General features: G+C 64.5%; 22 protein-coding genes. 15 read left to right on the plus strand and 7 right to left on the minus strand.

Translation table 11 applies throughout. The features are described from left to right. The first annotated feature begins 48 nt into the window (after positions 1-48). The 10 genes from BLT16_RS00860 to BLT16_RS00905 all read left to right on the plus strand — a co-directional run bounded on the left by BLT16_RS00860 (position 49) and on the right by BLT16_RS00905 (position 11,722). Complete coding sequence (locus tag BLT16_RS00860) at positions 49-1,110, plus strand: protein-glutamate methylesterase/protein-glutamine glutaminase (RefSeq protein ID WP_089656612.1); 1,062 nt, start codon at positions 49-51, stop codon at positions 1,108-1,110. 89 nt (positions 1,111-1,199) lie between these two features. Continuing rightward, positions 1,200-2,909, plus strand: coding sequence for a methyl-accepting chemotaxis protein (locus tag BLT16_RS00865; RefSeq protein WP_089656614.1), 1,710 nt, complete (start codon positions 1,200-1,202; stop codon positions 2,907-2,909). Between the two features lie 82 nt (positions 2,910-2,991). Continuing rightward, entirely contained in the window at positions 2,992-3,381 is a 390-nt protein-coding gene (gene cheY, locus BLT16_RS00870) for a chemotaxis response regulator CheY (RefSeq protein WP_089656616.1), read from the plus strand. A 55-nt stretch (positions 3,382-3,436) separates the two neighbouring features. Then, positions 3,437-4,126: a protein phosphatase CheZ gene (gene cheZ, locus BLT16_RS00875; RefSeq protein ID WP_089656618.1), complete on the plus strand. Its 690-nt coding sequence runs from the start codon at positions 3,437-3,439 to the stop codon at positions 4,124-4,126. Between the two features lie 155 nt (positions 4,127-4,281). Next, entirely contained in the window at positions 4,282-5,466 is a 1,185-nt protein-coding gene (gene flhB / locus BLT16_RS00880) for a flagellar biosynthesis protein FlhB (RefSeq protein ID WP_089656620.1), read from the plus strand. Next, positions 5,463-7,547 carry a flagellar biosynthesis protein FlhA gene (gene flhA / locus BLT16_RS00885; RefSeq protein ID WP_089656622.1) on the plus strand — a complete coding sequence of 695 codons (2,085 nt, stop codon included), beginning with the start codon at positions 5,463-5,465 and terminating at the stop codon, positions 7,545-7,547. Before flhB ends, flhA begins: the two co-directional genes overlap by 4 nt. Before the next feature lie 49 nt (positions 7,548-7,596). Then, positions 7,597-9,930: a flagellar biosynthesis GTPase FlhF gene (gene flhF / locus BLT16_RS00890; protein ID WP_089656624.1), complete on the plus strand. Its 2,334-nt coding sequence runs from the start codon at positions 7,597-7,599 to the stop codon at positions 9,928-9,930. Between the two features lie 10 nt (positions 9,931-9,940). Beyond that, positions 9,941-10,477 (plus strand): hypothetical protein, encoded by a 537-nt coding sequence (locus BLT16_RS00895; RefSeq protein WP_143025019.1) that lies wholly within the window; start codon positions 9,941-9,943, stop codon positions 10,475-10,477. A 17-nt stretch (positions 10,478-10,494) separates the two neighbouring features. Next, a complete protein-coding gene (locus BLT16_RS00900) occupies positions 10,495-10,917 on the plus strand; it encodes a flagellar protein FlhE (protein ID WP_089656862.1) in 423 nt (140 codons plus the stop codon). Positions 10,918-11,026: 109 nt separating this feature from the next. Further along, positions 11,027-11,722 (plus strand): RNA polymerase sigma factor FliA, encoded by a 696-nt coding sequence (locus BLT16_RS00905; RefSeq protein WP_089656628.1) that lies wholly within the window; start codon positions 11,027-11,029, stop codon positions 11,720-11,722. A 19-nt stretch (positions 11,723-11,741) separates the two neighbouring features. Here BLT16_RS00905 and BLT16_RS00910 read toward each other — a convergent pair whose 3' ends face one another. The 7 genes from BLT16_RS00910 to BLT16_RS00940 form a co-directional block, all read right to left on the minus strand. Then, entirely contained in the window at positions 11,742-13,013 is a 1,272-nt protein-coding gene (locus BLT16_RS00910; protein ID WP_089656630.1) for an EAL and HDOD domain-containing protein, read from the minus strand. 113 nt (positions 13,014-13,126) lie between these two features. Further along, the gene (locus BLT16_RS00915; protein ID WP_089656632.1) at positions 13,127-14,335 is read right to left on the minus strand and encodes a sensor domain-containing diguanylate cyclase; all 1,209 of its coding nucleotides are present in this window, start codon (positions 14,333-14,335) and stop codon (positions 13,127-13,129) included. A 134-nt stretch (positions 14,336-14,469) separates the two neighbouring features. Continuing rightward, positions 14,470-15,792: a DEAD/DEAH box helicase gene (locus BLT16_RS00920; protein ID WP_089656633.1), complete on the minus strand. Its 1,323-nt coding sequence runs from the start codon at positions 15,790-15,792 to the stop codon at positions 14,470-14,472. Positions 15,793-16,203: 411 nt separating this feature from the next. Next, positions 16,204-16,683: a helix-hairpin-helix domain-containing protein gene (locus BLT16_RS00925; protein WP_089656634.1), complete on the minus strand. Its 480-nt coding sequence runs from the start codon at positions 16,681-16,683 to the stop codon at positions 16,204-16,206. Between the two features lie 37 nt (positions 16,684-16,720). Then, complete coding sequence (locus BLT16_RS00930; protein ID WP_245701383.1) at positions 16,721-17,350, minus strand: PqiC family protein; 630 nt, start codon at positions 17,348-17,350, stop codon at positions 16,721-16,723. Between the two features lie 80 nt (positions 17,351-17,430). Continuing rightward, complete coding sequence (gene pqiB / locus BLT16_RS00935) at positions 17,431-19,098, minus strand: intermembrane transport protein PqiB (protein WP_089656635.1); 1,668 nt, start codon at positions 19,096-19,098, stop codon at positions 17,431-17,433. Then, positions 19,098-20,426: a paraquat-inducible protein A gene (locus BLT16_RS00940; RefSeq protein ID WP_089656636.1), complete on the minus strand. Its 1,329-nt coding sequence runs from the start codon at positions 20,424-20,426 to the stop codon at positions 19,098-19,100. Before BLT16_RS00940 ends, pqiB begins: the two co-directional genes overlap by 1 nt. Positions 20,427-20,603: 177 nt before the next feature. Between BLT16_RS00940 and BLT16_RS00945 the strand changes: the two genes are divergently transcribed. From BLT16_RS00945 to phnE (BLT16_RS00965), 5 genes are all read left to right on the plus strand, one after another. Then, positions 20,604-21,590: a calcium/sodium antiporter gene (locus tag BLT16_RS00945; protein WP_479691038.1), complete on the plus strand. Its 987-nt coding sequence runs from the start codon at positions 20,604-20,606 to the stop codon at positions 21,588-21,590. A 121-nt stretch (positions 21,591-21,711) separates the two neighbouring features. Next, positions 21,712-22,659 (plus strand): phosphate/phosphite/phosphonate ABC transporter substrate-binding protein, encoded by a 948-nt coding sequence (gene phnD / locus BLT16_RS00950; protein WP_245701402.1) that lies wholly within the window; start codon positions 21,712-21,714, stop codon positions 22,657-22,659. Positions 22,660-22,737: 78 nt separating this feature from the next. Continuing rightward, complete coding sequence (phnC, locus tag BLT16_RS00955; protein ID WP_089656638.1) at positions 22,738-23,565, plus strand: phosphonate ABC transporter ATP-binding protein; 828 nt, start codon at positions 22,738-22,740, stop codon at positions 23,563-23,565. After that, positions 23,562-24,377, plus strand: a complete 816-nt coding sequence (phnE, locus tag BLT16_RS00960) for a phosphonate ABC transporter, permease protein PhnE (RefSeq protein WP_089656639.1) — start codon at positions 23,562-23,564, stop codon at positions 24,375-24,377. The genes phnC and phnE (BLT16_RS00960) overlap by 4 nt, the downstream gene beginning before the upstream one ends. A 13-nt stretch (positions 24,378-24,390) precedes the next feature. Next, entirely contained in the window at positions 24,391-25,206 is an 816-nt protein-coding gene (phnE, locus tag BLT16_RS00965) for a phosphonate ABC transporter, permease protein PhnE (protein ID WP_089656640.1), read from the plus strand.

Raw genomic sequence — 25,206 nt, forward strand, 5'->3', positions numbered from 1 at the left:
CGCCTCGCCAGGCGAGACTGCGGCTTGTTGTTGAAAAGGAGGTCTGCCTTGAGTGCAGCCAAGATCAAGGTGCTGTGTGTTGATGACTCGGCGCTGATTCGTGATCTGCTGAGCGAGATCATCAACGGCCACGATGACATGGAGGTGGTCGCGGTAGCCCCTGATCCGATCGCCGCGCGAGACCTGATCAAGCAGCACAATCCCGATGTGCTGACCCTGGACGTCGAGATGCCGCGCATGGACGGTCTCGACTTTCTCGAGCGCCTGATGCGGCTGCGGCCAATGCCGGTACTGATGGTGTCGTCGCTGACCCAGGCTGGCTCGGAGGTCACGCTGCGTGCGCTGGAGCTGGGCGCGGTGGACTTCCTGGCCAAGCCGGCACTGGGCATCCGCAGTGGCATGCTCGACTACGCCGAGCTGATTGCCGACAAGATCCGCGCCGCGGCGCGCTCGCGGCCGCGTCAGGCTCGGCGCAGCGATGCTCCGGCGCCCAAGGCGCTCGAGGCACCACTGATCACCAGCGAAAAGCTGCTGATCATTGGCGCCTCGACCGGAGGCACCGAGGCGATCCGCCAGGTACTCGAGCCGCTGCCGGCCAACAGTCCGGCGATTCTGATTACCCAGCACATGCCCGGGGGCTTTACCCGGTCATTTGCCGAGCGCCTGGACAAGCTGTGCCGGATCACCGTCAAGGAGGCTCAGGATGGCGAACGGGTGCTGCCGGGACACGCCTATATCGCCCCGGGCGATCGGCATCTCGAGCTGGCTCGCAGCGGCGCCAACTATGTGGCACGCCTCAATGACGGGCCGCCGGTCAATCGTCATCGTCCGTCGGTGGACGTGCTGTTCGACTCAGCGGCCAAGCATGCCGGACGCAACGCAATCGGCGTGTTGCTGACCGGCATGGGCAAGGACGGCGCCAGGGGGCTCTTGACCATGCGTCAGGCGGGGGCGGTCACCCTGGCCCAGGACGAGGCGAGCTGCGTGGTATTTGGCATGCCGCGCGAGGCGATTGGACTGGGCGGTGCCAGCGAGGTGGTGAGTCTCGATGAGATCGCCCCGCGGCTGATGGCGCTGGTCGCGGCATCTGGCCGTGCCCAGCGTGTGTAAGTAGAGGATGCGTTAGCGCATGACAGCTACACCAGCCCACCGCGTAGCGCTCGGGTTGGAACTAAAAATACCATTAAGGATACGCCGGGATGATGGGATTATTGCGCAACCTCAAGATAAGTCTGCTGGTCAACGCGGTATTGGCTGTCTTCGTGGTGATGTTCGTCGTGACGGTCGGCTTGGCGATGATGTCCTCTCACAGCGCCAACCAGACGATTGAAATGCAGGCGCACGTCAGTGATCGACAGCTCAACGAGTTCAACCGTGCCGAAGCGTTGCTTAATCAGGGCCGGGTCAACCTGGAAGCCGGTCTCGGGCATATGATGGTCGGCCGCATGGGTGAGGCACGGGAAGCTGGCGACGTTGCAGAAGCGTTTCTGGCGCGTGCTCAGGTGCGGATTCAGAATTTTATCGACGCACCCAAGAGCCCTCAGGGCGAGGCGCTGGCAGAGCCGGTCATTGCGCATTTCGAGACGCTGATGACATTGGCCACGGAGCAGGCGGAAACCCTGGACCAGATGGACACCAGTGGCTTTGCCCGGGTGCGTGCCGAGATGGAAGAGCCGGGTGCCCAACTGGCTGAGTCTTCTGCTGCATTCGTCAGTCATGCGGGGAGCCGCGTTGCGGAACAGCGCGCTGCGCATGAGCGACAGTCGCAGCTGTTTTACTGGCTTGAGATCGGCATGGTGGTGCTGGTGGCACTGCTGATCATCGGTTTGTTCGTGGTGTTGCGGGCACTGTTGGTCAAGCCGCTGGGCAAGGCGGTGGATAGCCTGGAGCGGATTGCCGAGGCGGATCTCTCGGAGGAGATCGAGGTCAAGGGCCGCAATGAGATCGGCCAGCTGTTCGATGCCATGCGCCATATGCAGCAGAGCCTGATGACCATCGTCGGTGACGTGCGCCAGAGCAGCAATTCGATTCACGTGGGCACCCGCGAGATCGCCAGCGGCAACGCCGACCTCTCCTCGCGTACCGAACAGCAGGCCGCCTCCCTGGAGGAGACGGCCAGCAGCATGGAGGAACTGACCGCGACAGTGAAGCAGAATGCCGACAATGCCCGGCAGGCCAGCGGTCTGGCCCTGGATGCCTCAACTACCGCCGGTCGCGGCGGGGAGGTGGTCGACCAGGTAATCACCACCATGCACGGCATCTCCGGAAGCTCTAAAAAGATTGCCGACATCACCGGCGTGATCGACTCGATCGCCTTCCAGACCAATATTCTGGCGCTCAACGCGTCGGTGGAGGCAGCCCGGGCCGGAGAGCAGGGTCGCGGTTTTGCCGTGGTAGCCGGTGAAGTGCGCAACCTGGCGGGACGCAGTGCCGATGCCGCCAAGGAGATCAAGACGCTGATCGAGAGTTCGGTGTCCCAGGTGCAGGAGGGGTCTACGCTGGTCGAGCAGGCCGGTGAGACCATGCAGGAGGTGGTGGCCGCGGTTAGACGTGTCACCGACATCATGGATGAGATCTCTGCGGCCTCCCAGGAGCAGAGCGACGGTATCGAGCAGGTCAGCCAGGCCGTCAGCCAGATGGACGAGGTCACCCAGCAGAACGCCGCGCTGGTACAGCAGGCGGCAGCAGCGGCGGTCTCGCTCGAGGATCAGGCCAACCGGCTCGAACAGGCGGTTGCAGTGTTCCGCATGCAGGGCGGTGCCCAGCAGCAGACGTTGCCCGCGACTGAGCACTCCGTGGAGCGAGAGGCGCCTGCGCAATTGGCACGACCCACGGCGACAAGGTCGCAGTCGCCTGCTGCGCGCACGCGACGCGAAGCCGTGACCGAAGACGATTGGGAAGAATTTTGAGCACGTCGCTCGCGACGTAACGCCCCTAGCGGGCCGGCGCTGCCGGCCCTGATTGACCGCCATGACGCAATGAGGAAGACCGATGGCTGACAAGAACATGAGTATTCTGGTGGTGGATGACTTTCCGACCATGCGGCGGATCGTACGAAGCCTGCTCAAGGAGCTGGGGTTCACCAATGTGGAAGAGGCCGAAGACGGCCAGGACGGGCTGGCCAAGCTGCGCAGCGGCCAATTCGAGTTCGTGGTCTCCGACTGGAACATGCCTAACCTCGATGGCCTGGAGATGCTCAAGGAGATCCGCGCCGACGATGCCCTCAAGGACCTGCCGGTACTGATGGTGACCGCCGAGGCCAAGAAGGAGAACATCATCGCTGCTGCCCAGGCCGGTGCCAATGGCTATGTGGTCAAGCCGTTCACTGCCGCGACCCTCGAAGAGAAGCTCAACAAGATCTTCGAGAAGCTGGGGATGTGAGCAGGGTGGTTTCATTCATCGAGGGCCAATAGCCGGCCTCAAGGAGATGACGATTATGAGCGATGCACAGCGTGCGTCTGCCCAGGGGGCGGCCGGCGGCGACGATCTGGTTCAGCGTATCGGCCACCTGACCCGAATGCTGCGCGAAAGCATGCGCGAGCTGGGCCTGGACAAGGAGATCGAGCGCGCCGCCGAGGCGATCCCCGATGCCCGGGACCGCCTGAGCTATGTGGCGACGATGACCGAACAGGCCGCGGATCGCGCCCTGAATGCCATCGACCGTGCCCAGCCGATTCAGGATGCACTGGGCGAACAGGCCGAAGCGCTCGACAAGCAGTGGCAGGCATGGTTCGAGAATCCCATGGAGCTCGATGAGGCCAAGCTACTGGTCAAGGAAACCCGCAGCTATCTGGGCAAGGTGCCGGCCCAGACCCAGGCCACCAACGCCGAGCTGATGGAAATCATGATGGCGCAGGATTTCCAGGATCTCACCGGCCAGGTCATCAAGAAGATGATGGAGATGATCCGTGAGATCGAACATCAGCTGGTACAGGTGCTGCTCGATAGCGTACCCGCAGGCGAAGAGCGCGAGAAGCTGCAGCGCCGAGCCGATGGACAGTGGGAAGCGGATGCCAAGAAACGCGAGGAGACGCTGCTCAACGGCCCGCAGATCAAGCCGGAAGGGACCGACGTGGTCAGTTCCCAGGATCAGGTCGACGATCTTCTGGACGACCTCGGTTTTTAGACTGACACTAGATATTCCCCTTCAGATAGCGCCCACAGCGCGGTAGTCGTGAATAAAGCCACGATTCGCCGCGCTTTTTGGCGTATCACCCTTGCCTACCTTTCTCGACAATGGCCAGCGTCCACCCCTCAGCTTCGTGAAGACGCCCACGCGCCATGGCCGACCAGAGCAGCGATCAGGAAAAGACCGAAGAAGCCACGCCGCGACGCCTGCAGAAGGCTCGCGACGATGGCCAGGTCGCGCGTTCCCGTGAGTTGACCACCTTCATGCTGCTGCTGGGTGGGGTGATCGGCCTGTATACCATGGGGGCGATGCTCTATGACCAGCTGGGCCTGGCCATGGAGCAGGCGTTCCTGTTCGAGCGTCGACACGCCTTCGAGGTGATGCCGATGCTGACGCACATCTTCAACATCGGCCAGCACACCCTGTTGACCATGCTGCCGCTGTTCCTGCTGCTGATGCTGGTGGCACTGGTGGCCCCGGCGATGCTGGGGGGCTGGCTGATTTCCGCCAAGTCACTGCAGCCGAAGCTGTCGAAGCTCAATCCGCTAAAAGGGTTGAAGCGGATGTTTGGCGTCCAGGCGGTGATCGAGCTGCTCAAGGCGATCGCCAAGTCGGTCTTGGTGGGCGGTGTGGCATTGACCTTCCTGTATACCAACCGCGGTCGCTATCTGAGTCTTATGGATCAGCCGATTCAGCAGGCCCTGGCCAGTGCCATGCAGTTGGCGGCGTTGGCTTGTGGGTTGGCCATCTTGGCGTTGATGGTGGTGATCCTGATCGATGTGCCGTACCAGCTGTGGAGCCATGCCAAGAAGCTGCGCATGAGCAAGGATGAGGTCAAGCGCGAGCACAAGGAGTCGGAAGGCGACCCTCACCTCAAGGCGCGGATTCGCTCGCAGCAGCAGTCGATGGCGCGCAACCGCATGATGAGCAAGGTGCCCGAGGCCGACGTGATTGTCACAAACCCGACGCATTATGCCGTGGCACTGAGCTACGACGATGGACTGATGTCGGCGCCGCGGGTGGTGGCCAAGGGCGCCGATGCGGTGGCCGGCCGGATCCGCGAGCTTGGCCAGGAGCACGGTGTGCCGCTGCTGGAGGCGCCGCCGCTGGCGCGGGCGCTGTATCACCATGTCGACCTGGACCGTGAGATTCCGGCTGAGCTGTATACCGCCGTGGCGGAAGTCCTGGCTTGGGCCTTCCGCCTCAAGCGTGCCCATGACGGGGTGGAAGAGATGCCCGATACGCCCAGTGACCTGCCGGTCCCGGCCGAACTCGACGCCAAGGCACCCGGTGGTGCGGCGTCTGGAGAGAATGATGCTACCGAGGAGCCTCGATGAGAGCGCTGACTGATCTGCTGGGCCGTCGCGACTGGATGGGCGACGTGCGCATGAAACTGCTGGCCGGCCCGATCCTGATCCTCATGATCCTGTCGATGATGATCCTGCCGCTGCCGCCGTTCGCGCTGGATATGTTCTTCACCTTCAATATCGCGTTGGCGGTGATGGTGCTGCTGGTCAGCATGTTTACCCAGAAGCCGCTGGATTTCGCCGCTTTCCCGGCGATTCTGCTGTTCACGACGCTGCTGCGGCTGTCGCTGAACGTGGCCTCGACCCGGATCATCCTGATGGAGGGCCATGGCGGAGGCGATTCGGCGGGCAAGGTGATCGAGGCCTTCGGGCAGTTCCTGGTTGGCGGCAATTTCGCGGTTGGCCTGGTGGTGTTCCTGATCCTGGTGATCATCAATTTCATGGTCATTACCAAGGGTGCCGGGCGGATTGCCGAGGTCGGCGCACGCTTCATGCTCGACGCCATGCCCGGCAAGCAGATGGCGATCGATGCCGACCTCAATGCTGGCCTGATCGGCGAAGACGATGCGCGCAAACGACGCGCCGAAGTGGCTCAGGAGGCGGATTTCTACGGCTCCATGGACGGTGCCAGCAAGTTCGTACGTGGCGATGCCATGGCGGGTCTGGTGATCATGGTGGTCAATATCATCGGTGGCCTGCTGATCGGCATGTTGCAGCACGGCATGGGCTTCGGCGATGCCGCCCGCACCTATACCCTGATGACCATCGGCGATGGTCTGGTGGCGCAGATCCCGGCACTGGTGATCTCGACGGCGGCAGGGGTGACGGTATCGCGGGTCACGACCGATGAAGATGTCGGGCAGCAGATGATCAGCCAGCTGTTCGTCAATCCCCAGGTGCTGATTCTGGCGGCCTGTGTGATGGGCATGCTGGGCATGGTGCCGGGGATGCCCAACTTCGTGTTCCTGTTCTTCACCGCGCTGCTTGGCGGCCTGGCCTGGTGGCTGATGCGCCGTGAGGAGAGCGCCATGGCCGAACAGGAGATCAGCGCCGAACCGCCACCGCCGCCCGAGGCACCGGAAGCCAGCTGGGACGATGTACAGCTGGTCGATACGCTGGGGCTGGAGGTTGGCCATCGGCTGATTCCGCTGGTCGACCACCGCCAGCAGGGCGAACTGTTGGGCCGCATCAAGAGCGTGCGCAAGAAGTTTGCCCAGGATGTTGGCTTCCTGCCGGCGGTGGTGCACATCCGCGACAATCTGGAGCTCGGTCCCAACACCTACGTGATCTCGCTCAAGGGCGTGGAAGTGGGGCGTGGCGACGCCTACCCGGGCAAGTGGCTGGCCATTGACCCCGGCCAGGTGTCGGGACACGTCGAGGGCACGGCGACCACCGACCCGGCTTTCGGCCTGCCGGCGGTGTGGATCGATACGGCGCAGCGCGAACATGCTCAGGTATATGGCTATACCGTGGTCGATGCCGGCACCGTGGTGGCTACCCACCTCAACCACCTGCTGCATCGCCACGCCAGCGAAATGTTGGGTCGCGGCGAGGTGCAGCAGCTGCTGGACAAGCTCGGGGAAGACAACAAGGCGCTGGTCGAAGACGTGGTACCCAAGGCGATTACGCTCACCACCCTGCAGCGACTGCTGCAGAATCTGCTCGACGAAGAGGTGTCGATTCGCGATATGCGCACCATCCTCGACACCCTGGCCGAGCATGCCGGTCAGCAGAGCGATGCGGCTAGCCTCACCGAAGTGGTACGCGTGGCGCTGGGTCGCTCGATCACCCAGCAGTGGTTCCCCGGCAGCGAGGAACTGCACGTGATCGGTCTGGATGCCAATCTGGAGCAGGTGCTGATGCAGGCCATGAACAACGGCGGGGCCCTCGAGCCGGGGCTTGCCGACACCCTGATGAGCGAGGCCGAGCAGGCGTTGAGTCGGCAGGAAATGGCCGGTGAACCGCCGGTACTGGTCGTGCAGCACAGCTTGCGTGCAGTGCTGTCGCGCTTTCTGCGACGCCGCTTGCGCCACCTGGCAGTGCTGTCTCAAGCGGAAATTCCCGATGACCGCACCCTACGGGTGACCAGCACGGTGGGGGCGCGTGGATGAACCAGGCGATCGCCCCTGTCAGTGAATTCAAGCGAGTGAGGGACATGCAATGAGTGTTCAACGCTTTCTCGGCGCCAACAGCCGCGAGGCGATGCGCCAAGTGCGCGCTGCGCTGGGTGACGACGCCCTGATACTCTCCAATCGTAACGTCGAGGGTGGGGTCGAGATCCTGGCGCTAGCCGACGATGCTCATGGCAGGATGACCACCACCGAGCAGACGAGGTCGGCTCCCGCCGAGACGCCGTCCGGCGAGTCAGCGACGGGACTGCGCTCCGCCGCCGATGCGTCGCGACAGGCTAGGGCCTACGCCAGCCAGGCGGTGGCGCGGACGCCTCCGCCGCGTCAACCCGAGCCGCCCGCTCGTCCTGCCGAGCAGCCTGCAGCGCCCGCTCAGCCAGATTTTGCGGCCCTCAGCGAGCGCCTGCTCGGGGAAATGCAGGAAATGCGTGACATGCTGGGGCGCCAACAGCGCGAACGACACGGCGATCACGATCCCCTGGCGCGGCTGCATCAGCGCCTGTGGTCGGCCGGAGTTGGCCCACGCCTGTCAGCCGAACTGCTGGCCGAGCTGCCGGCCGAGCTTGACGCGGCTACCGATAGCGACGCCCAGGACGCCTGGCTGGCTCGCCAGCTGGCGGCACGCCTCAGCGTGCCCCGCGACGAGGCGGCGCTGTTCGATGAGGGGGGAGTCATTGCCCTGGTCGGGCCGACCGGGGTGGGCAAGACCACGACGACCGCCAAGCTGGCGGCCCGCTATGTGATGCGTCACGGCAGCGACGGCGTGGCCCTGGTGACCACCGACAGCTACCGGATCGGCGCCCATGAACAGCTGCGCATCTATGCCCGGCTGCTGGGTGTCGACGTGTACGCCCAGGACGCCGAGGCGGCCCTCGACGAGACCCTGGCACGGCTCGCCGACAAGCGGCTGGTGATCATCGACACCGTAGGCATGAGCCAGCGCGACCAGCGCTTGGTACGCCAGATCGAGCAGCTCTCCGCCAGCGGCCGACGCGTACGGCTGCTGCTGCTGCTCAATGCTGCCAGCCACGGCGACACCCTGGAAGACGTCATCCTCAGCTACCGTCAGGCGGCGCGGGCGGCCAATAACCGCCTCGATGACTGCATTCTGACCAAGCGCGATGAGTCGGCGCGTCTCGGGCCGCTGCTGGATAGCGTGATTCGTCACGGGCTGCGCCTGCACTATGTGTCGCATGGGCAGCAGGTGCCGGAGGATCTGAGCCTGGCCGATGCCACCTCACTGGTGAGCGAGGCGCTGCGGGTCGAGGACGATTCCCCGTTCACGCCTGAGTTCAGCGCCCTGCGTGAGCCGGTGCCGAGCGGCCAGAAGCGTCTCACGGCGCTGTCGCGGGGCTTGCTCGGCCAGGGGCGTGCCTTGCGTGCGGCGCTCGACACGCTGCGTGCCAACCAGCCCGGCTTCGCGCTGGTGGAAGGGGCCTGGCAGTTGGCTGGCCAGCCGCTGGCACGGCAACGTGCCGCCCTGGATGGCATGCACGGCGCCCAGCTGGCTGCGGCTCGCGAGACCGGCGACCGAGGTGGCTTGACGCTGCTGTGGGGGGGGCAGCGGGTCAATGGCTGCGATTGGCGGTTACCCTGCGGCGCGGTCAGCGGTGAGGGACGGCTGTTGGCCAGCGGCTGGCAGGTGCAGCGGCTGCCCTCCGGGGACGTCGAGCGCCTTGAGTGGAGCGCCCAGCAGCTGGGGCCCGAGGCTCATGTGCTGGCCGCGATGCCGTCGTCGCCAGCGCTGGCTTGGCTCAGCGCCTGGCAGCTGCCGTGGCTGGCGGCGGCCAAGCCCAACCAGCGCGTCGAGCTGGACGGCCAGCGGTTGCCGTTGGCCGAGCTGGCGACGCTGGCGACACATGACAGTGACATTGGCTGTCGTTACCAGGGGCGTCGGCTCACGCTGGCGCTGCATCGCCTGTCAGTTAGGCATGCCGCGGCTCGCGGCAATAACGACGCGCCGCCGCTTTCGTTGCTGACCGCCGTGCCGGTCGACCTTGATAGCGGCAGGCGCTTGACACGGCGCTACTGGCTGGCGCCTGAGGCGGGGGACGATGAATCCCGGCGGTTGATCGCCCGGCAGCTGCTGCTGGCCGAGTTGCCGGCGCTGACGCGTCGCGCCTGGCAGGGACTGGCCGATGCCGGCTTCGATGGCGGCGATGCCGAGCTGCGTCTGCAGCTCGCCCATGGCCTGGCTAATGTCGCGCTAAGCCTGGCGCATGACGATGACGAATGGGCCATGGACGTGCGTGCCCAACTGCTGGCGCTGTTGGGTAGCCAGCGCAGCCGCCAGGCGTCGACGCTGTTGGATGCGCTGATCCACCTGTTCACGGCGCGGGATGTCTTCCGCGAGGTGGCCGCCTGAGATGTCGAGCATGCCGTTCAAGGATCAGGCCGCGGGGCTGCGAGAGTGGGCCGACGAGCATGTCGTGGCAGCGTCTGGGACGGATGAACACCGTGGCGAAGCGCCACGGCCGCCCGAGGCGCGAGCCTCTGCAGCGGGTTCCTCCGAGGCCAGCCGCGCGTTGATGGTACTGGGGCTACCCGGTGACGACACCGCCCGGGTCTATCGTCTGCTTCAGGCCTGGTGCGACAGTGGCCAGGTCTGGGTCGGGGATCCTGGTGCCTGGCGGGTGGTGCCGCTCAGGGTGGAAAGCCCCCACCTGAGCACTCTGGCGGCTCAGCAGACACGCTGGGCGCTTTGGGTGGATAGTGACCCCGAGGCCTTTCGGCGCAGCTATCGTCTGCTCAGGCAGCTCGCCGAGCGCGGCGGCCCGAGTTGCCTGCTGGTGCTGCATCCACGCCTGGGCGTGTCGCGAGGCTTGCTCAATAACCTGCGCCAGGCCGCCGCCGAGTTTCTCGGTATTCGTCTGCTGATGGTGCGTCAGCAGGGCGCGGAGGGGCAGCGATGATGCCGCGGTACGTATTGATGACATGGCTATTGCTGCTCGCCACTGGCTCCCCAGCGCTGGCCGAGCCGCCTGGCGTATCCGGCAGCTGGATCGCTCAGGCGGAAAGTGTGCGCGTGGCGGTACCCGGCCGCGACCGTTACAGTCAGGCGCTCGGTGCAGCGGCCCCGGCCGGGGCGCAGGTTGCCAGTGTGAGTTGGCAGTACACGACGCCACCGGGCGCGCAGGTGACGGCGTGGCTATGCCATCCTCAGCGCTGCCAGCAGCTCGCTGGCCACCGCGGGCGCAGCGAGGCGCTGGCGGGACTGTCAGCGACCGAGCCGCTGCACTTTCGCTTTCGGCTAGGGCAGGGCGCTCGGCCGGTGCAGGTCAGCGGCCTGCAGGTGATCGTCGACCATCGCCAGGTAGCCGACCCAAAGGCGCAAAAAACCGTCGGCCAGTGAGGCTATTCGCAGCATGGCAGTCGTTGCCCGCGCGTGATAATGCCAGGGTGATGAGAATGCCTCCGAGGCAGGATCCGATTTCCAGGTGACTGAGGTCGCAACGACAGCGATGTATACGGCAAAGGGCAAGATCGACCAAGGCGCACTGCTGGAGCAGTATCTGCCGCTGGTGCGCCGTCAGGCACTGGCGCTGCAGGTCAAGCTGCCGGCCAGCGTCGAACTCGACGACCTGATTCAGGCCGGCATGGTCGGTCTGCTCGACTGCTTGAACCGTTTCGATGCGGGGCAGGGGGCGAGCTTTGCCACCTATGCCAGCCAGCGCATTCGCGGTGCGATGATCGATGAGCTGCGCAGCCGTGACTGGGTGCCGCGCAGCGTGCGACGCAACGCGCGGGCGCTGGACGAGGCGGTGCGGCGTGCCGAGCAGCGCCTGGGGCGTGCCGCCGACGAGCAGGAGATCGCCGATGAGCTGGGCATCGAGCTGGCCGACTACCATCAGCAGTTGGGAGACGCCAACGGCGGCCAGCTGCTGCCCTATGAGGAACTGGTAGCGGAGGGTGTCGAGCCGGGCAACGGTGAGGGTGCCCCGCCGTCGCCGTTTGCCGCCCTGGTCGACGGCGAGCAGCGCCAGCGCCTGGTGGATGCCATCGAGCAGTTACCCGAACGTGAGAAACTGCTGCTGGGGCTCTACTATCAGGAGGAGCTCAATCTCAAGGAGATCGGCGCGGTACTCGGGGTCAGCGAATCGCGGGTATGCCAGTTGCATAGCCAGGCGGTGACCCGGCTACGCGCGCGTCTCACCTAGACGCGACAGGCTTCTGTCGCTACCCATCCTCCTGCAGGCTGCTCATCAGCGCCTGTGTCTCTTGCACTGCCCCCAGGTAGGCGGCGCGCAGTTGGGCATTGGGGGGTATCGCCTGACGCGCCTGCTCGACGTCATCAAGGGCGACGAATGCCTGGTAGTCGCGCGCGATGGTCAGAATCGCGCCGAGTTGGCCACTGCCAGCGCTGATGGCGGTGCTGATCGTCGCGTTGAGCTCTACCTCGGCGAGCAGGTCGGCCATGTCGACCCCCAGCATGTTGTCCATCAGCGAGAACAAGCCGGTAGTGAAGGCGTCTTCCGGATCGAGCCGGGAGAAAGGCTCGGCCAGCCGCTTGCACATGGTCGCGCGGGTCAGTGCATGCTTGAGCGTGAGTCGCGAGACCGGGCCGTTCTGGGCCAGCATCACCGTGGCTACCAGTGTGCGCAGCTCATTGATGCCGAGTACGTGCAGGCTGCGGCGCAGGCTGCTGCCGCCGGTCTGGGCGTAGTAGCTGGAGTTGGCGCGCTTGATGACGATCAGATAGAGATGCGGATCTTGAGCGATCATGTCGGCCAGCCGATCGATATTGACCATCTCGCGGTACAGTTCCCGAATCAGCTTGATCTGGATGCTCGGGTTGCTGCGGCGGTTCGCTGTGGGGGGAGCGACATTGCTCGGCTGGGCGAAGAAGAACCCTTGCAGCAGCGCACAGCCGGCTTTACCGGCTGCCTCGACGTCGTCGCGGGTTTCGAGCCGCTGAGCCAGCAGTTGGCAGCCGGCGTCGCGAAAGATCTCGAGCTGGGCCGAGTCGATACCCTCGTCGACGCGCAGCTTGATGATGTCAGCCATGCGACTCAGTGTCTCGACGTCGCCTTGCAACACGGCACTGGCATCCAGGGCCAGGCGATAGCCGCGCTGCTTGATCAATGCCAGCGCGCCGGCCAGGTCGTCGAGCGGCGTGCCGTCGTCGAGCACTTCGATGACCACGTTATTGGCGGGAAACGGCAGCAGTTCCGGGCGTTCGAGCCACTCCCTGGATACCTTGAGAAACAGCAGCCGATCGCCAATCAGCTTATCTAGCCCGATCTCGTAGATGGCCATGCTGCTGGCCCGGGCGGTGGCCAGGAGCGGATCGCTGACGGCGGCTTGTGCGTCGCTTGCGCTGGCGCGATAGAGCAATTCATCGCCGACGTGCTGGAAGTCGGCGTCGCAGATCGGCTGCAGTGCAATGCTATAGCCGTCGTCTGCGCGGGCGTCGGCGCTTGCCTGAGAGGTATCGCTGGTTAATGGCACTGGAGTTCCCTGCGTTCTTTCCTGTCATGGCCCCGGGGCGGGCTGGTATGCCTTTTTCTCATCCGGGGGGATGAGATGGATAGTACTCGCCGCCGCTGAAGCTGACAATTTGGCTAGGTGTTCTGAAATATCACGGCCTGATTGCGACCGGCCTCCTTGGCCGCATAAAGTGCGTCGTCAGCACGCTCGAACAAGGCCTCACCATTGATGCCGGGTTCATACTGGCAGGCGCCCAGGCTCAGAGTGAGCGGTAGCTGAATGCCGTTATCGAGGGTCAACGGCTCACTGGCCACGGCATGGCGGATGCGCTCGGCAATCTCGCCCAGCTTGTTGCCACCACATACCACCAGTATGCAGAACTCCTCACCGCCATAGCGGGCCACCAGATCATCGTCACGCAGTTGATCGCGGATGCGCTGGGCAACCTTCTGCAGCGCTTCATCGCCAACCTGGTGTCCATGGCGGTCGTTGATTTGCTTGAAATGGTCGATGTCGCCGATCAACAGCGCGAACTCGCGGCCGTTGGCACCGGCATCGATGAATTCCTCCATTGCGCTGTCGAAGCCATAGCGGTTGTGCAGTCCAGTGAGGCTATCGCGGCCGATCAACGACTGTGCCTTGGCCAGCTTGTGTTCCACGGCGCGCAGCTTGCCGAGATAGTGCGAGCGATCACGCAGCATTGCCATCAGCGTCAGTCGGCCCTGGGCCTGGTGTTCGTCGAGCCGAATCAGGGTGACTTCGACGGGCACGGCATTGCGCAGTAGCAGCTCGCGTCGCAGTGCACCGCGGCGAGACAGCAGATCCTGACGGAGAAATTTCTGCAGCCGTTCGGCGTCACTGGCAGAGAAGATCTGCGGCAGCTGCTCGTGGGTCAGTCGATGATTATCGTCTTCCAGCAAGTCGCGCGCCGCGCGGTTGGCGTCGCTGATTGCCAGGTCTTCGGCATCACAGAACAGCACGGCGTCTGGCCAGGCTTCGACTAGCCCCCGTAGCCGGGCCAGGGCTTGTTCGGCGCTGATGCGTGAGCCCTGATCGCGCAGCAGGTAGACGCGCAGCCCCAACATGGCGGGCAGTTCAGTGATATCCAGATGCACGCCGGTGTGGATGGCGATCTGCGTGCCGGGCTGATCATCGATCAGCTGGTTGGCGAGGCCATTGCCGATAACATCATTGCCCAACAGTCGCTGCGCGACATGATTGGCATAGAGCACGGTATCGTTGAGGTCGCAGAGCGCAAGGCCATCGCTGAGATGATCGAGCAGAGGCTTGAGCATTTCGCAGGTCAGCGGCGTATCGGGCTGGGGCGGGTTGACGGTTGTCACAGACGAACCTCGCTGACGGCAAGGGCAGCCAACATGTAAGCGAAAGACGAGTATTGATCAATGCCGCGGGTTGTTCCCGCGGCCTGCAAGGCCACCCCGATGGGGTGGCCTTGCCAGCGATGAGGCGAGCCCATTCAGGCTTGCTGCGACCGTCCGCCGCGGCGCCGACGGCGCGGCGCACGGTTGTCGTCACTGCTGCGTCGAGGCTGTTCGCTGCGGTTGCCGCTGGCGCGCTGGCCTCCGCCGTTACCGCGGCCATTGCCACTGCCACCACGCTTCTGCTGGCCGCGGCGGCCGTTCTCGATCGGCTCGGGCTTGGCATTGGGGTCGGGTTCGAAGCCGGGCTCGATGTGCTTCTCGAGATCGCGCTTGATCAACCGCTCGATGCCCTTGAGCAGGCCGTGTTCATCGACGCAGACCAGTGATACCGCCTTGCCTTCGCTGCCGGCGCGGCCGGTACGGCCGATGCGGTGCACGTAGTCTTCGGCGACGTTGGGCAGCTCGAAGTTGACCACATGGGGCAGCTCGCTGATATCCAGGCCGCGAGCGGCGATATCGGTGGCGACCAGGACCTGCAGGTCACCCGACTTGAAGGAGGTCAGTGCCTTGGTGCGGGCCGACTGGCTCTTGTTGCCGTGAATCGCCATGGCCGGAATGTTCTGCTTGGAGAGCTGCTCGGCCAGGCGGTTGGCACCGTGCTTGGTACGCGTAAAGACCAGCACCTGATACCACTGTTGCGTGCTGATCAGGTGGGCCAGCAGCTCGCGCTTCTTGTCGCGGTCGACCTTGTAGACGGCCTGGTCGACCAGCTCGGCAGTCGTGTTGCGGCGAGCCACTTCGATCATCGCGGGGTTGTTAAGCAGGCCGCCGGCCAGGCGCTGGATCTCGTCGGAGAAAGTCGCCGAGAACAGCAGGTTCTGGCGCTGCTGGGGGAGCACACGCAGGATCTTCTTGATGTCGTGGATAAAGCCCATGTCGAGCATGCGATCGGCTTCGTCGAGCACCAGGGTTTCGACCTGGGAAAGATCGACATGCTTCTGCTGGTGCAGGTCGAGCAGCCGCCCGGGGGTCGCCACCAGGATGTCCAGGCCGCCGCGGATGGCGTCGACTTGGGGTTGCTGGCCGACACCGCCGAAGATCACGTGGGAGCGCAGCTTGAGGTAGCGGCCGTAACCGGTGACGTTCTCGCCGATCTGCGCGGCCAGCTCTCGGGTCGGGGTCAGTACCAAAGCGCGGATCTGGCGCGGCTTGGGACGCGGTCCGTCGGCGAGGCGCTGCAGCAGTGGCAGGGTGAAGCCAGCGGTCTTGCCGGTGCCGGTCTGGGCGCTGGCGAGCAGGTCGCCGCCTTGCAGGACCGCAGGGATCGCCTTGAGCTGAATCGGGGTGGGGGTGGTATAGCCCTGTTCGTCGACAGCGCGCAGCAGTTCGGCCCGTAAGCCGAGATCGGAAAAGCTCATGCAAACTCCGGATAGCACGACATGACCGCTCGCCTCTGTTGAGTGAAAGAGGCGTGAGTCCCGGATCACGACGTGAGAAAAAACGATGACAGGCGCGGCAAGAGGGGACCGTGAAGTGCCGCAGCGCAGTATGATGACAGACATCGCCCCCTCTTGCACTAAAGGATTGGTTTGCCACTACAGGTGGACGGTACCGCTCGGGCTGATCCGTCGACAGGCCTGCGAGGAGGCGCTGTAAACCCGTCCCTGGGCGCTACCTTGCGCCCTGCTACGCTCCCGCATCCTGCTCCGCTTGCAGGACCGGGGCTGGCCATCCATGGCCAGCCCGTTCGGAGGCATGCTCCTCACCCATGGCGCAAACCTCTTCTCCGGCCTGTCCCCGGCGCCCTTCGCTTAGGGGCAGTGCATCCTTTACTGACTAAGACCGGCTTGCAGGCGCGCCAGAGTGGCGTTGGTAATGCCGGGTATGGCGTCGAGTTGCTCGCGTGACAGGGCGCGCAGCGTTTCCACGCTGGTTACCCCGGCCAGCAGCAGGCGACGGGCGGTCACCGTGCCCACGCCGTCCACCTCGGTGAGCGGTGCGGCGTGGGCGTCGAGGAAGGCGTGCTGCTGATCCTCGCTCAAGCCGTCGCAGGCGCCCTGTCGATAGAGCATCAGCGCCAGGCTGGCCATGCCTTGGCGGATCCGCGTCAGCGGCGGCAGCTGAATCTCGGGGTGCGCCTCGGTCAGGGCTTCGAGGGCGACGAGATCTTCGAGTGCCTGGCCCAACAGGGCGCGCTTCTCGGTGGCATCCTGGCCGTCGATCACCTGGGTAAGGGCATGTTCGACACGCTCGGCGTGGGCCTTGAGGTCAAGGGCCAGAGCATGCTGCTGTTGGCGCTGATCGTCCATGTCATGAGTCCTTAGGCGGGGTGAACACCTCAACAGCCTAGCGCAATTCCTGCAGACGGTCGGCGAGTTGATCAGCCACTGCGTCCCAACTGAGGCCCAGCGCGCGTACCAACGCCGGGTATCCGTCGGCGTCGAGGGTGGTGGCGGCGGCAAATGGCTCCAGGGCGATGATCTCACCGCTGGCATCGCGCAGTTGCCACTCGCCGCGGGCGATGGCCTGGCCGTCGTAACGGCCCTGGAAGTGGGTGACATCGAGCCGCAGTTCATGGGCGCCGTCGCGGCGGCTGTCGTCGCCGACGACCTGGGTATCGGGGAGACGCTCGGCGAGTCGCTGGCGCAACCCTCGCTGTAGCTGGCGCGACAGATCCTCGGCCCACAGGTGCTGGCGGGCGCGATTGAGGGTGATGTCGTCGAGCTGCATGACGATGCCCTCGGCATCGAGGTAGTCGGTGACTCGTATCCTTGATACCACCAGCCGCTGGCTGGGAGCGTCGCTGCGGCTGACCTGGTTGGGCTGGACGCCCTCCGGGAGGCTGTAGCGCTGAGCGCTGACACCACCACCGCTGGCGCAGCCGGCCAGCAGGGTGAGGGCCAACAGCAGCACACCGACGCCAGGCCAACGTGGGCCGAACGAGGGCGAGCGATCGCATGAGCGAAAGTGCAGCACGTCGTAATCTCCGTGTCGGGCGGCACGGCCGGGGCCGTGCCGATGAGCGCCATGATGGTCTATCCGGCGCGATTTTTCACCTAGTCGCGGGGCGCTCGTGGCTCTGGATCATCGCCGCCGCGACGGTCGAAGATCAGCGCACTGGGTTGCTCGCTGATGGTGCGCGCCGCCGGCTGCAGGTCGCGCATCAAGCGCTCGAGCCGCTGCATGGCGCCGGTCAGCTCGCGGTAGGCGTCCGACTCGGGTGACAGCCCAGAGAGCGTCTCGCGTAGCTCGATCAAGCTGCGGTTGAGGTTGTCCGGCATCTCGCGGGTGGCCGGGTCGTCGACAATGGCCTGGAAGGTGCCGGTCAACTCGCGTACCTCTTCGAGCATTGCCTCAGACTGTGCCAGGTTGCGATCCAGGCCGCTGAGAATGGGCTCGATCTCGAGGTTATTCAGCTTGTCGAGCAGGTTGGTGACCTGGGCCTCGATCTGGGCGAATCCGCCTGAGGTGGTGGGGAAGACGCGGCGTTCTTCGAACACCTCGGCCACATACTCGCCTTCCAGATCGCGCTGGAAATTGAGGTCAACGAACATCGCCCCGGTGAGCAGGTTACCGGTCTTGAGCGAGGCGCGCAGTCCAATGCCGAACAGCCGCTCGAAGCGTTCTTCCCACTCGGTCAGGTCGAAGCTGCCGTTGTCATCATCATTGGCGAGGCGCTGCGGCTCGATGCGCACCAGCACCGGAATCGCGAACCCTTCGCGGCCCTCCGGCTGGGTGGCGCTGAAGTTCCACGGCACGCTGGCTACGGTGCCGATGCGTACCCCGCGGAATTCCACGGGGGCGCCGCGCGACAGGCCGCGTACGGTGCCGTCGATCAGCAGCACGTACTCCAGATAGCGGTTGAAGCTGCCCTGCTGGGCGCTGTCCTCGTCGGCATAGAGGTTGAAGGTAGTATCCGGTGCGACCATCGGGCCGAGTGGTACGTCTTCGGGCACGCCGAAGGTCACGCCGCCACCGAGCAGCGCCTCGAAGGATTCGACGTTGACGCGTACACCCTCCGAGTCGAGCCGCAGGTCGATACCGCTGGCCGACCAGAAGCGCGTGCTCTCGGTGACCAGCACATCGTAGGGGCTCTCGATGAACAGTCGCTGCCGCATCTGGCGGTTGGTGGCGTCGAACTCGGTCGTTTCCACACGGCCGACGGTATAGCCCTGATAGGTGACCGGATCGCCGACCCTCAGCGAGTTGCCCAATTGACTGACCAGATTGATGCGGATGCCTTCGGCATCCTGGGACGCTACTGGCGGCTGATCGAGCACCTCGAATTCGCGGCGCGGCGACTCGCTGCTGCCCGGTTGAAGCTGTATATAGGCGCCGGACAATACGGTGCCGAGGCCGCTTATGCCCTCGCGGCCGATTCGCGGCTTGACCACCCAGAATTGCGTGTCGTCGACCAGCATGCGCTCGGCGTCGGGGCTGATGCGCGCGATGATCTCGGTGCTGCGCAGATCGTCCGAGAGGCCGACGCGCTCGACTCGGCCGATCTCGACGTTGCGGGTCTTGATCAGGGTGCTGCCGGCCTCGATGCCCTCGGCGTTGTCCATCACCAGGGTGATCTGGGTGCCGCGCTGCAGGTAGTTGTCATACGCCAGCCACAGGCCGATCAGTACGGCCACGATGGGCACGATCCAGATCGGCGACAGGCGCGCCTGGCGGCGTCGCTTGGCCTTGTGGACAGGGGCAGCAGGGCGGTCTTCGGGCATCAGGCGGTTCCTCGAGCATCGGGCTCGGTGGTGGCATCAGCGTGCCCGGCCGGGTCGTCCCAGATGAGGCGCGGATCGAAGGTCATGGCGGCGAGCATGGTGAGTACCACCACGGCACCGAAGGCCAGGGCAGCAGGGCCGGGCGTGATCGACATCAAGGCACCGGCGCGGATCAGGGCCACCAGCATGGCAACCACGAACACGTCAATCATCGACCAGCGGCCGATGAATTCCGTGATGCGGTACAGCACGGTGCGGGTGGCGTTGCTCAGTTCATCACTGCGATTGATCATCAGGCACAGCCAGGCCAGGGCCAGTATCTTGCCGACCGGCACGATCACGCTGGCCACGAAGATCACCGTGGCGACCGGCCAGTCGCCCATCTGCCACAGCTCTACCACGCCGCCGATGATCGTCGACTGCGATGTGTTGCCCATGGTGGTGGTGGTCATGATCGGGTAGACGTTGGCAGGGATGTACATCACCACCGAGGCAGCCAGCAGCGCCCAGGTGCGCTGCAGGCTGTGCGGGAGCCGGGCGTGAAGGCGCTCACCGCAGCGCCGGCACTGGCCATGACCGTCGGCGGTCAGGCGATTGATCAGACCGCAAGTCGGACAGCCGGTAACCTTCTGTGGTGCAGCGGTCTCACCGGTTCGTACGCCGCGTGGTGCCAGCGGTTCACCGGCCAACGAGAACCACATCCAGTCGGCGTCCACCGACTGGGTCGTGTAGAGCAGCAGGATGGCGAAGGCGCAGAACGCCCAGAACGCCATGCCGAATTCAATCTGCGCCATGCCGGCAACCTTGATCAGGCTGACCAGGGCACCAATGATGAAGACATCGGCCATCATCCACGGATGCAGGTGCGATAGGGAACGGGCGATGCCGCGGCTGAAGGGTAGCGGCTGGCGGCGTAACAGGCCGTATTGCAGCCAGACCATGCCGCACAGATAGACCGCCGGCAGCACGATGATGGTCAGCGCCACGGCAATGGCCACGACGGGTTGGTGAAAGCCGAGCATGGTCGAGGCTGTCTCGGAGAGCTCGATACGGTTGCCGATGCCGCCCACCTGAAAGCTGATGAACGGAAAACTCACCGCCATCATTAGCGCGACCAGCGCACTGCAGGCCAGCGCCATGCTGCGCTGGGCCGGGCGATAGTGGCGTTTGCTGAGGGTGTGACCGCAGCGTGGACAGTCGGCGCGCTCGCGGGCACGCAACGGCGGTAGCGCCACCACCAGATCGCACTCGTGGCAGGCACGCAGCCGCCGCCGCGAGCGGGGCGGTGAGCGAGTTTCCTGAGCGGTGTCGAGGGTGGTGTCGGTCATGGGCAGCGGTACCAGCCAGGCGTATCGAGCGTGGATCGAGTATTGCACGGTGAGTCACTAAATAAGTGCTATCTCGTTCTCCCACCATGGCATTATGCCGTCTGTTACACCACAGTTAAACATTCAATATTGAATGTTCCGTGCAATACCGCGCGAGTCGAGTGCAAGGAGCGGGATATGGCGATATGGCTGCCGGTCGTGGCGATAGTGGTTGGACTGGTGATTCTGGTGTGGAGCGCCGAACGCTTCGTCGACGGCGCCGTGGCGACCTCGCGCCACCTGGGGCTGTCACCGTTGCTGATCGGCATGCTAGTGATTGGCTTTGGCACTTCGGCCCCGGAGCTGATGGTCTCGGCGCTGGCGTCGCTGGAAGGCAGCCCGGGGCTGGCGCTGGGCAATGCCTATGGCTCCAATATCACCAATATTGGCCTGATCCTCGGGCTGGTGGCGTTGATCTCGCCGCTGGCGGTTCATTCACAAGTGCTGCGGCAAGAGCTGCCGCTGTTGGGCGGGGTGACGCTGCTGGCGGCCTGGCAGCTGCGTGACGGCGTGATCAGCGGCGGTGAGTCGATCGTTCTGCTGGTGGTGCTGGCCCTATTCATCGGTTTCAGTATCTGGCGCAGCCGCCAGCGAGGTGGCAACGAGGATGCCCTGGCCAGCGATACCGCCGAGAGTCTCGAGCAGCAGTCGATGTCGCTACTGCGTGGGGTGCTTTGGACCCTGCTGGGACTGACGCTGCTGATCGTCAGTTCGCGCATCCTGGTCTGGGGGGCGGTGGAGATAGCGGCGGCCTACGGCGTCAGTGACTTGATCATTGGTCTGACGGTGGTGGCGGTGGGCACCTCGCTGCCCGAACTGGCGTCATCGATCAGTGCGCTGCGGCGCCGCGAGCACGACCTGGTGCTGGGCAACGTGGTGGGCTCCAACCTGTTCAATACACTGGCCGTGGTAGGCCTCGCCGGGGTGATCACGCCGATCGAGGCGGGCCCTGAGGTACTGGCGCGGGACTGGCTGGTCATGGCGCTGATGACCGGTCTACTGGCGCTCTTCGCGCTGGGCTGGCGTGGACGGCCGGGACGCCTCAACCGCTACGAGGGAGCGACGCTGCTGGCGCTGTTCGTGGCCTATACCGGCTATCTGGTGAGTAGCGTCATGGCCGTGTGATCGTCATCGGGCTGTCGCCAAATTGCCATAGAACAGTTGCTTGGCTGTCATCTTGGCCGCCTAGGGTGGTGCCTCGTAGATCCCATGACGACGAGGCACTCCCATGACATTTCCCCATGCAATGTATCGCACTCTCCTTGGCACTGGCGCCGCTGGTCTGGTGCTGTGCTCCAGCCTGGCCAGCGCCGATCTGGCACCGCGCTTCAGCGATGCCGACGGTGACATGGTCGCCGATGCGCCCAGCGATGAGTCGCAGTGGGTGGATCCGGATACGCTGGTATTTGCCTATACACCGGTAGAAGATCCGGCGGTGTATGCCGAAGTCTGGGCGGGCTTTCTTGAGCATATGGAGGAGGTCACCGGCAAGCGGGTGCAGTTCTTCCCGGTGCAGTCCAACTCCGCCCAGCTTGAAGCGATGCGCGCCGGTCGTCTGCACGTAGCGGGCTTCAACACCGGCGGCGTACCGGTAGCCGTCAACTGCTCGGGCTTTGTGCCTTTCACCATGATGGCGTCCGACGATGGCTCCTTCGGCTACGAGATGGAGATCATTACCTACCCGGGCAGCGGCATCGAGCGTGTCGAAGACCTCGAGGGTCGCAACCTGGCCTTTACCTCGCCGACCTCCAATTCAGGCTTCCGTGCACCGTCGGCGCTGCTGCGCTCGGAGTATGGCCTCGAAGCCGATGAAGACTTCGAAGCGGCTTTCTCCGGCAGCCACGACAACTCCATTCTAGGCGTGGTCAATGCCGACTACGACGCAGCGGCCATCGCCAACTCGGTGAGCAACCGAATGATCGCCCGCGGCGTGGTCGAGGAGGGTGACTATGACGTCATCTACACCTCCGAGACGTTCCCTACCACCGCCTATGGCCATGTCTACAACCTGCACCCCGAGCTGGTTGAGCGGGTCGCTGAGGCGTTCGAGACCTTCGACTGGGAGGGCAGTGCGCTGGAGGAGGAGTTCGCCAACTCCGGTGAGTCGCAGTTCATTCCGATTACGTACCAAGAGCACTGGGCGGTGATTCGTACCATTGCCGACGCCAACGGTGTGACCTACGACTGCGACTGATCGCTGCCAACGACGTGACGGCCGTGCCGCCGGGGGATGCACATCTCCCGGCGGCACGTCGCGACGGGAGATACTCAGATGCTTACCTTACGCGCGGTGACCAAGCGCTATCCCACCGGCGATCTGGCCTTGAACGACATCCACCTGTCGCTGCCCCGCGGCCAGGTGATGGCGCTGATCGGCCCCTCGGGGGCCGGCAAGAGCACCCTGATTCGCTGCGTCAATCGGCTGGTCGAGCCCAGCGGTGGCAGCATTCACCTCGAGGATACCGAACTCACCGGGCTCTCGAGCGGGCGCCTGCGCCAGGCACGTCGGGCCATGGCGATGATCTTCCAGGAGTACGCGCTGGTGGATCGCCTCACGGTGATGGAGAACGTGCTGTCCGGGCGGCTCGGCTACGTCGGTTTCTGGCGCAGCTTTCTGCGCCGTTACCCGAAGACCGATGTGATCGAGGCGTTTCGGTTGCTCGAGCGGGTCGGCCTGGGGCATGCACTGGATAAGCGCGCCGATGCGCTGTCAGGCGGCCAGCGCCAGCGGGTGGGTATCGCCCGCGCCTTGCTGCAGGACCCGCGCCTGTTGCTGGTCGATGAGCCTACCGCAAGCCTCGACCCCAAGACCTCGCGCCAGATCATGCGCTTGATCCGCGAGCTGTGTGCGGAGCGTGACCTGGCAGCGATCATCAACATCCACGATGTCAACCTGGCGCGGCAGTTTGCCGACCGCATCGTCGGGCTGCGTGGCGGCGAGATCGTCTTCGACGGCAAGCCTGGCGAACTCAACGCGGAGATCCTCACTACCATCTACGGCGAAGAGGATTGGGGCAACGAAGAGGGCGAAGAAGAAGACGCTGACAGTGCCGTGCAGGTAACGCCGGCACCGGCGCTGGCCATGGGAGGCGGGCGATGAACGCTGCGCGTGAACGGCTGGCCGAGCAGGGCGAATGGCGGCGGCTGCCGCTGATCGGCGATGCGCGGCTGCGCTGGCTGATGGTGATTGGTGCGGTGCTGTACCTGGTGCTGGCACTCAGCACGATCAGCGTCAACTGGGACCGAGTCGCCGAGGGCATGAGCCGCGGGCTCAATTTCCTCGCCGCCTTCACCCAGCCGGATTTCATCAGCCGACGCGGCGATATCGTCAACGGCCTGCTGGAAAGCCTGACCATGACCCTGACATCGACGGTGATCGGCGTGGCGCTGGCGATCCCGGTAGGGCTTGGCGCGGCGCGTAATATCTCGCCGCTGCCGGTGTATCTGCTGTGTCGCGGCATCATCACCGTGTCGCGCACGTTCCAGGAGGTCATCATTGCCATCCTGTTCGTGGTGATGTTCGGGTTCGGCCCGCTGGCGGGGATGATTACCCTGGCGTTTGCCACCATCGGCTTCATGGCCAAGCTGCTCGCCGAAGACATCGAAGACCTCGACTGGCGTCAGGTCGAGGCGGTGCGAGCGACTGGGGCCAGTTGGTTGCAGACCATGAACCACGCGGTACAGCCTCAGGTGATGCCGCGCCTGATCGGCCTCTCCATGTACCGGCTCGACATCAACTTCCGCGAGTCGGCGGTGATTGGCATCGTCGGTGCCGGTGGCATCGGCGCGACCCTGAATACCTCGATAAGCCGCTACGAGTACGACACCTCGGCGGCGATCCTGCTGATCATCATCGGCATCGTGCTACTGAGCGAGTACAGCTCAAGCCACGTTCGCCGCTGGACTCAATAACCGAGGATACCCAATGCCTGTTTCGACCAATGAGCAGGGCGAACCGATCTGGCGCCTGCGCACTAGCCGCGCTCAGTGGCTGGGCTATCTCGCCTGGCTGGCAGGGATCTCGTTGTTCCTGCTGTGCTGGAAGCTGATTTCCGACAATACCATGTGGGTGTTCGTCGAGGACGCCGGCCGCCAGGGTAGCGACCTGATCAGCCGCATGCTGCCGCCGCAGTGGAGCTACGCCCACCGGCTGTGGCAGCCGATGTGGGATACCCTCAACATCGCCACCCTGGGCACGCTTCTGGGCATCGCCATGGCCTTTCCAGTGGCCTTTCTGGCAGCGCGCAATACCAGCCCGCATCCGCTGGTGCGTAGTGCCGCACTGGTCGTCATCGTCTCCTCGCGCTCGATCAACTCGCTGATCTGGGCGATGCTGCTGGTCACCATCCTCGGGCCAGGCGTGCTCGCCGGGATCATCGCCATTGCACTACGCTCCATCGGCTTCGTCGGCAAGCTGTTGTATGAAGCCATCGAAGAGATCCACCCCACCCCAGTGGAGGCGATCAATGCCACCGGCGCCAGTCGCATGCAGGTGATGAGCTACGCCGTGCTGCCCCAGGTGATGCCGGCTTTCGCTGGGATCAGCGTGTATCGCTGGGACATCAATATCCGTGAGTCGACGGTGCTGGGGCTGGTTGGGGCAGGTGGCATCGGCCTGCAGCTCAATGCGGCAATCAACAGCCTGGCATGGAACCAGGTCAGCGTAATCTTCCTGATGATCTTCGTTACGGTACTGGCCTCGGAGTGGGTATCGGCTAGGGTGCGACGCGCCATCATCTAG

Source organism: Franzmannia pantelleriensis (assembly GCF_900102875.1).
Lineage (GTDB): Bacteria > Pseudomonadota > Gammaproteobacteria > Pseudomonadales > Halomonadaceae > Franzmannia > Franzmannia pantelleriensis.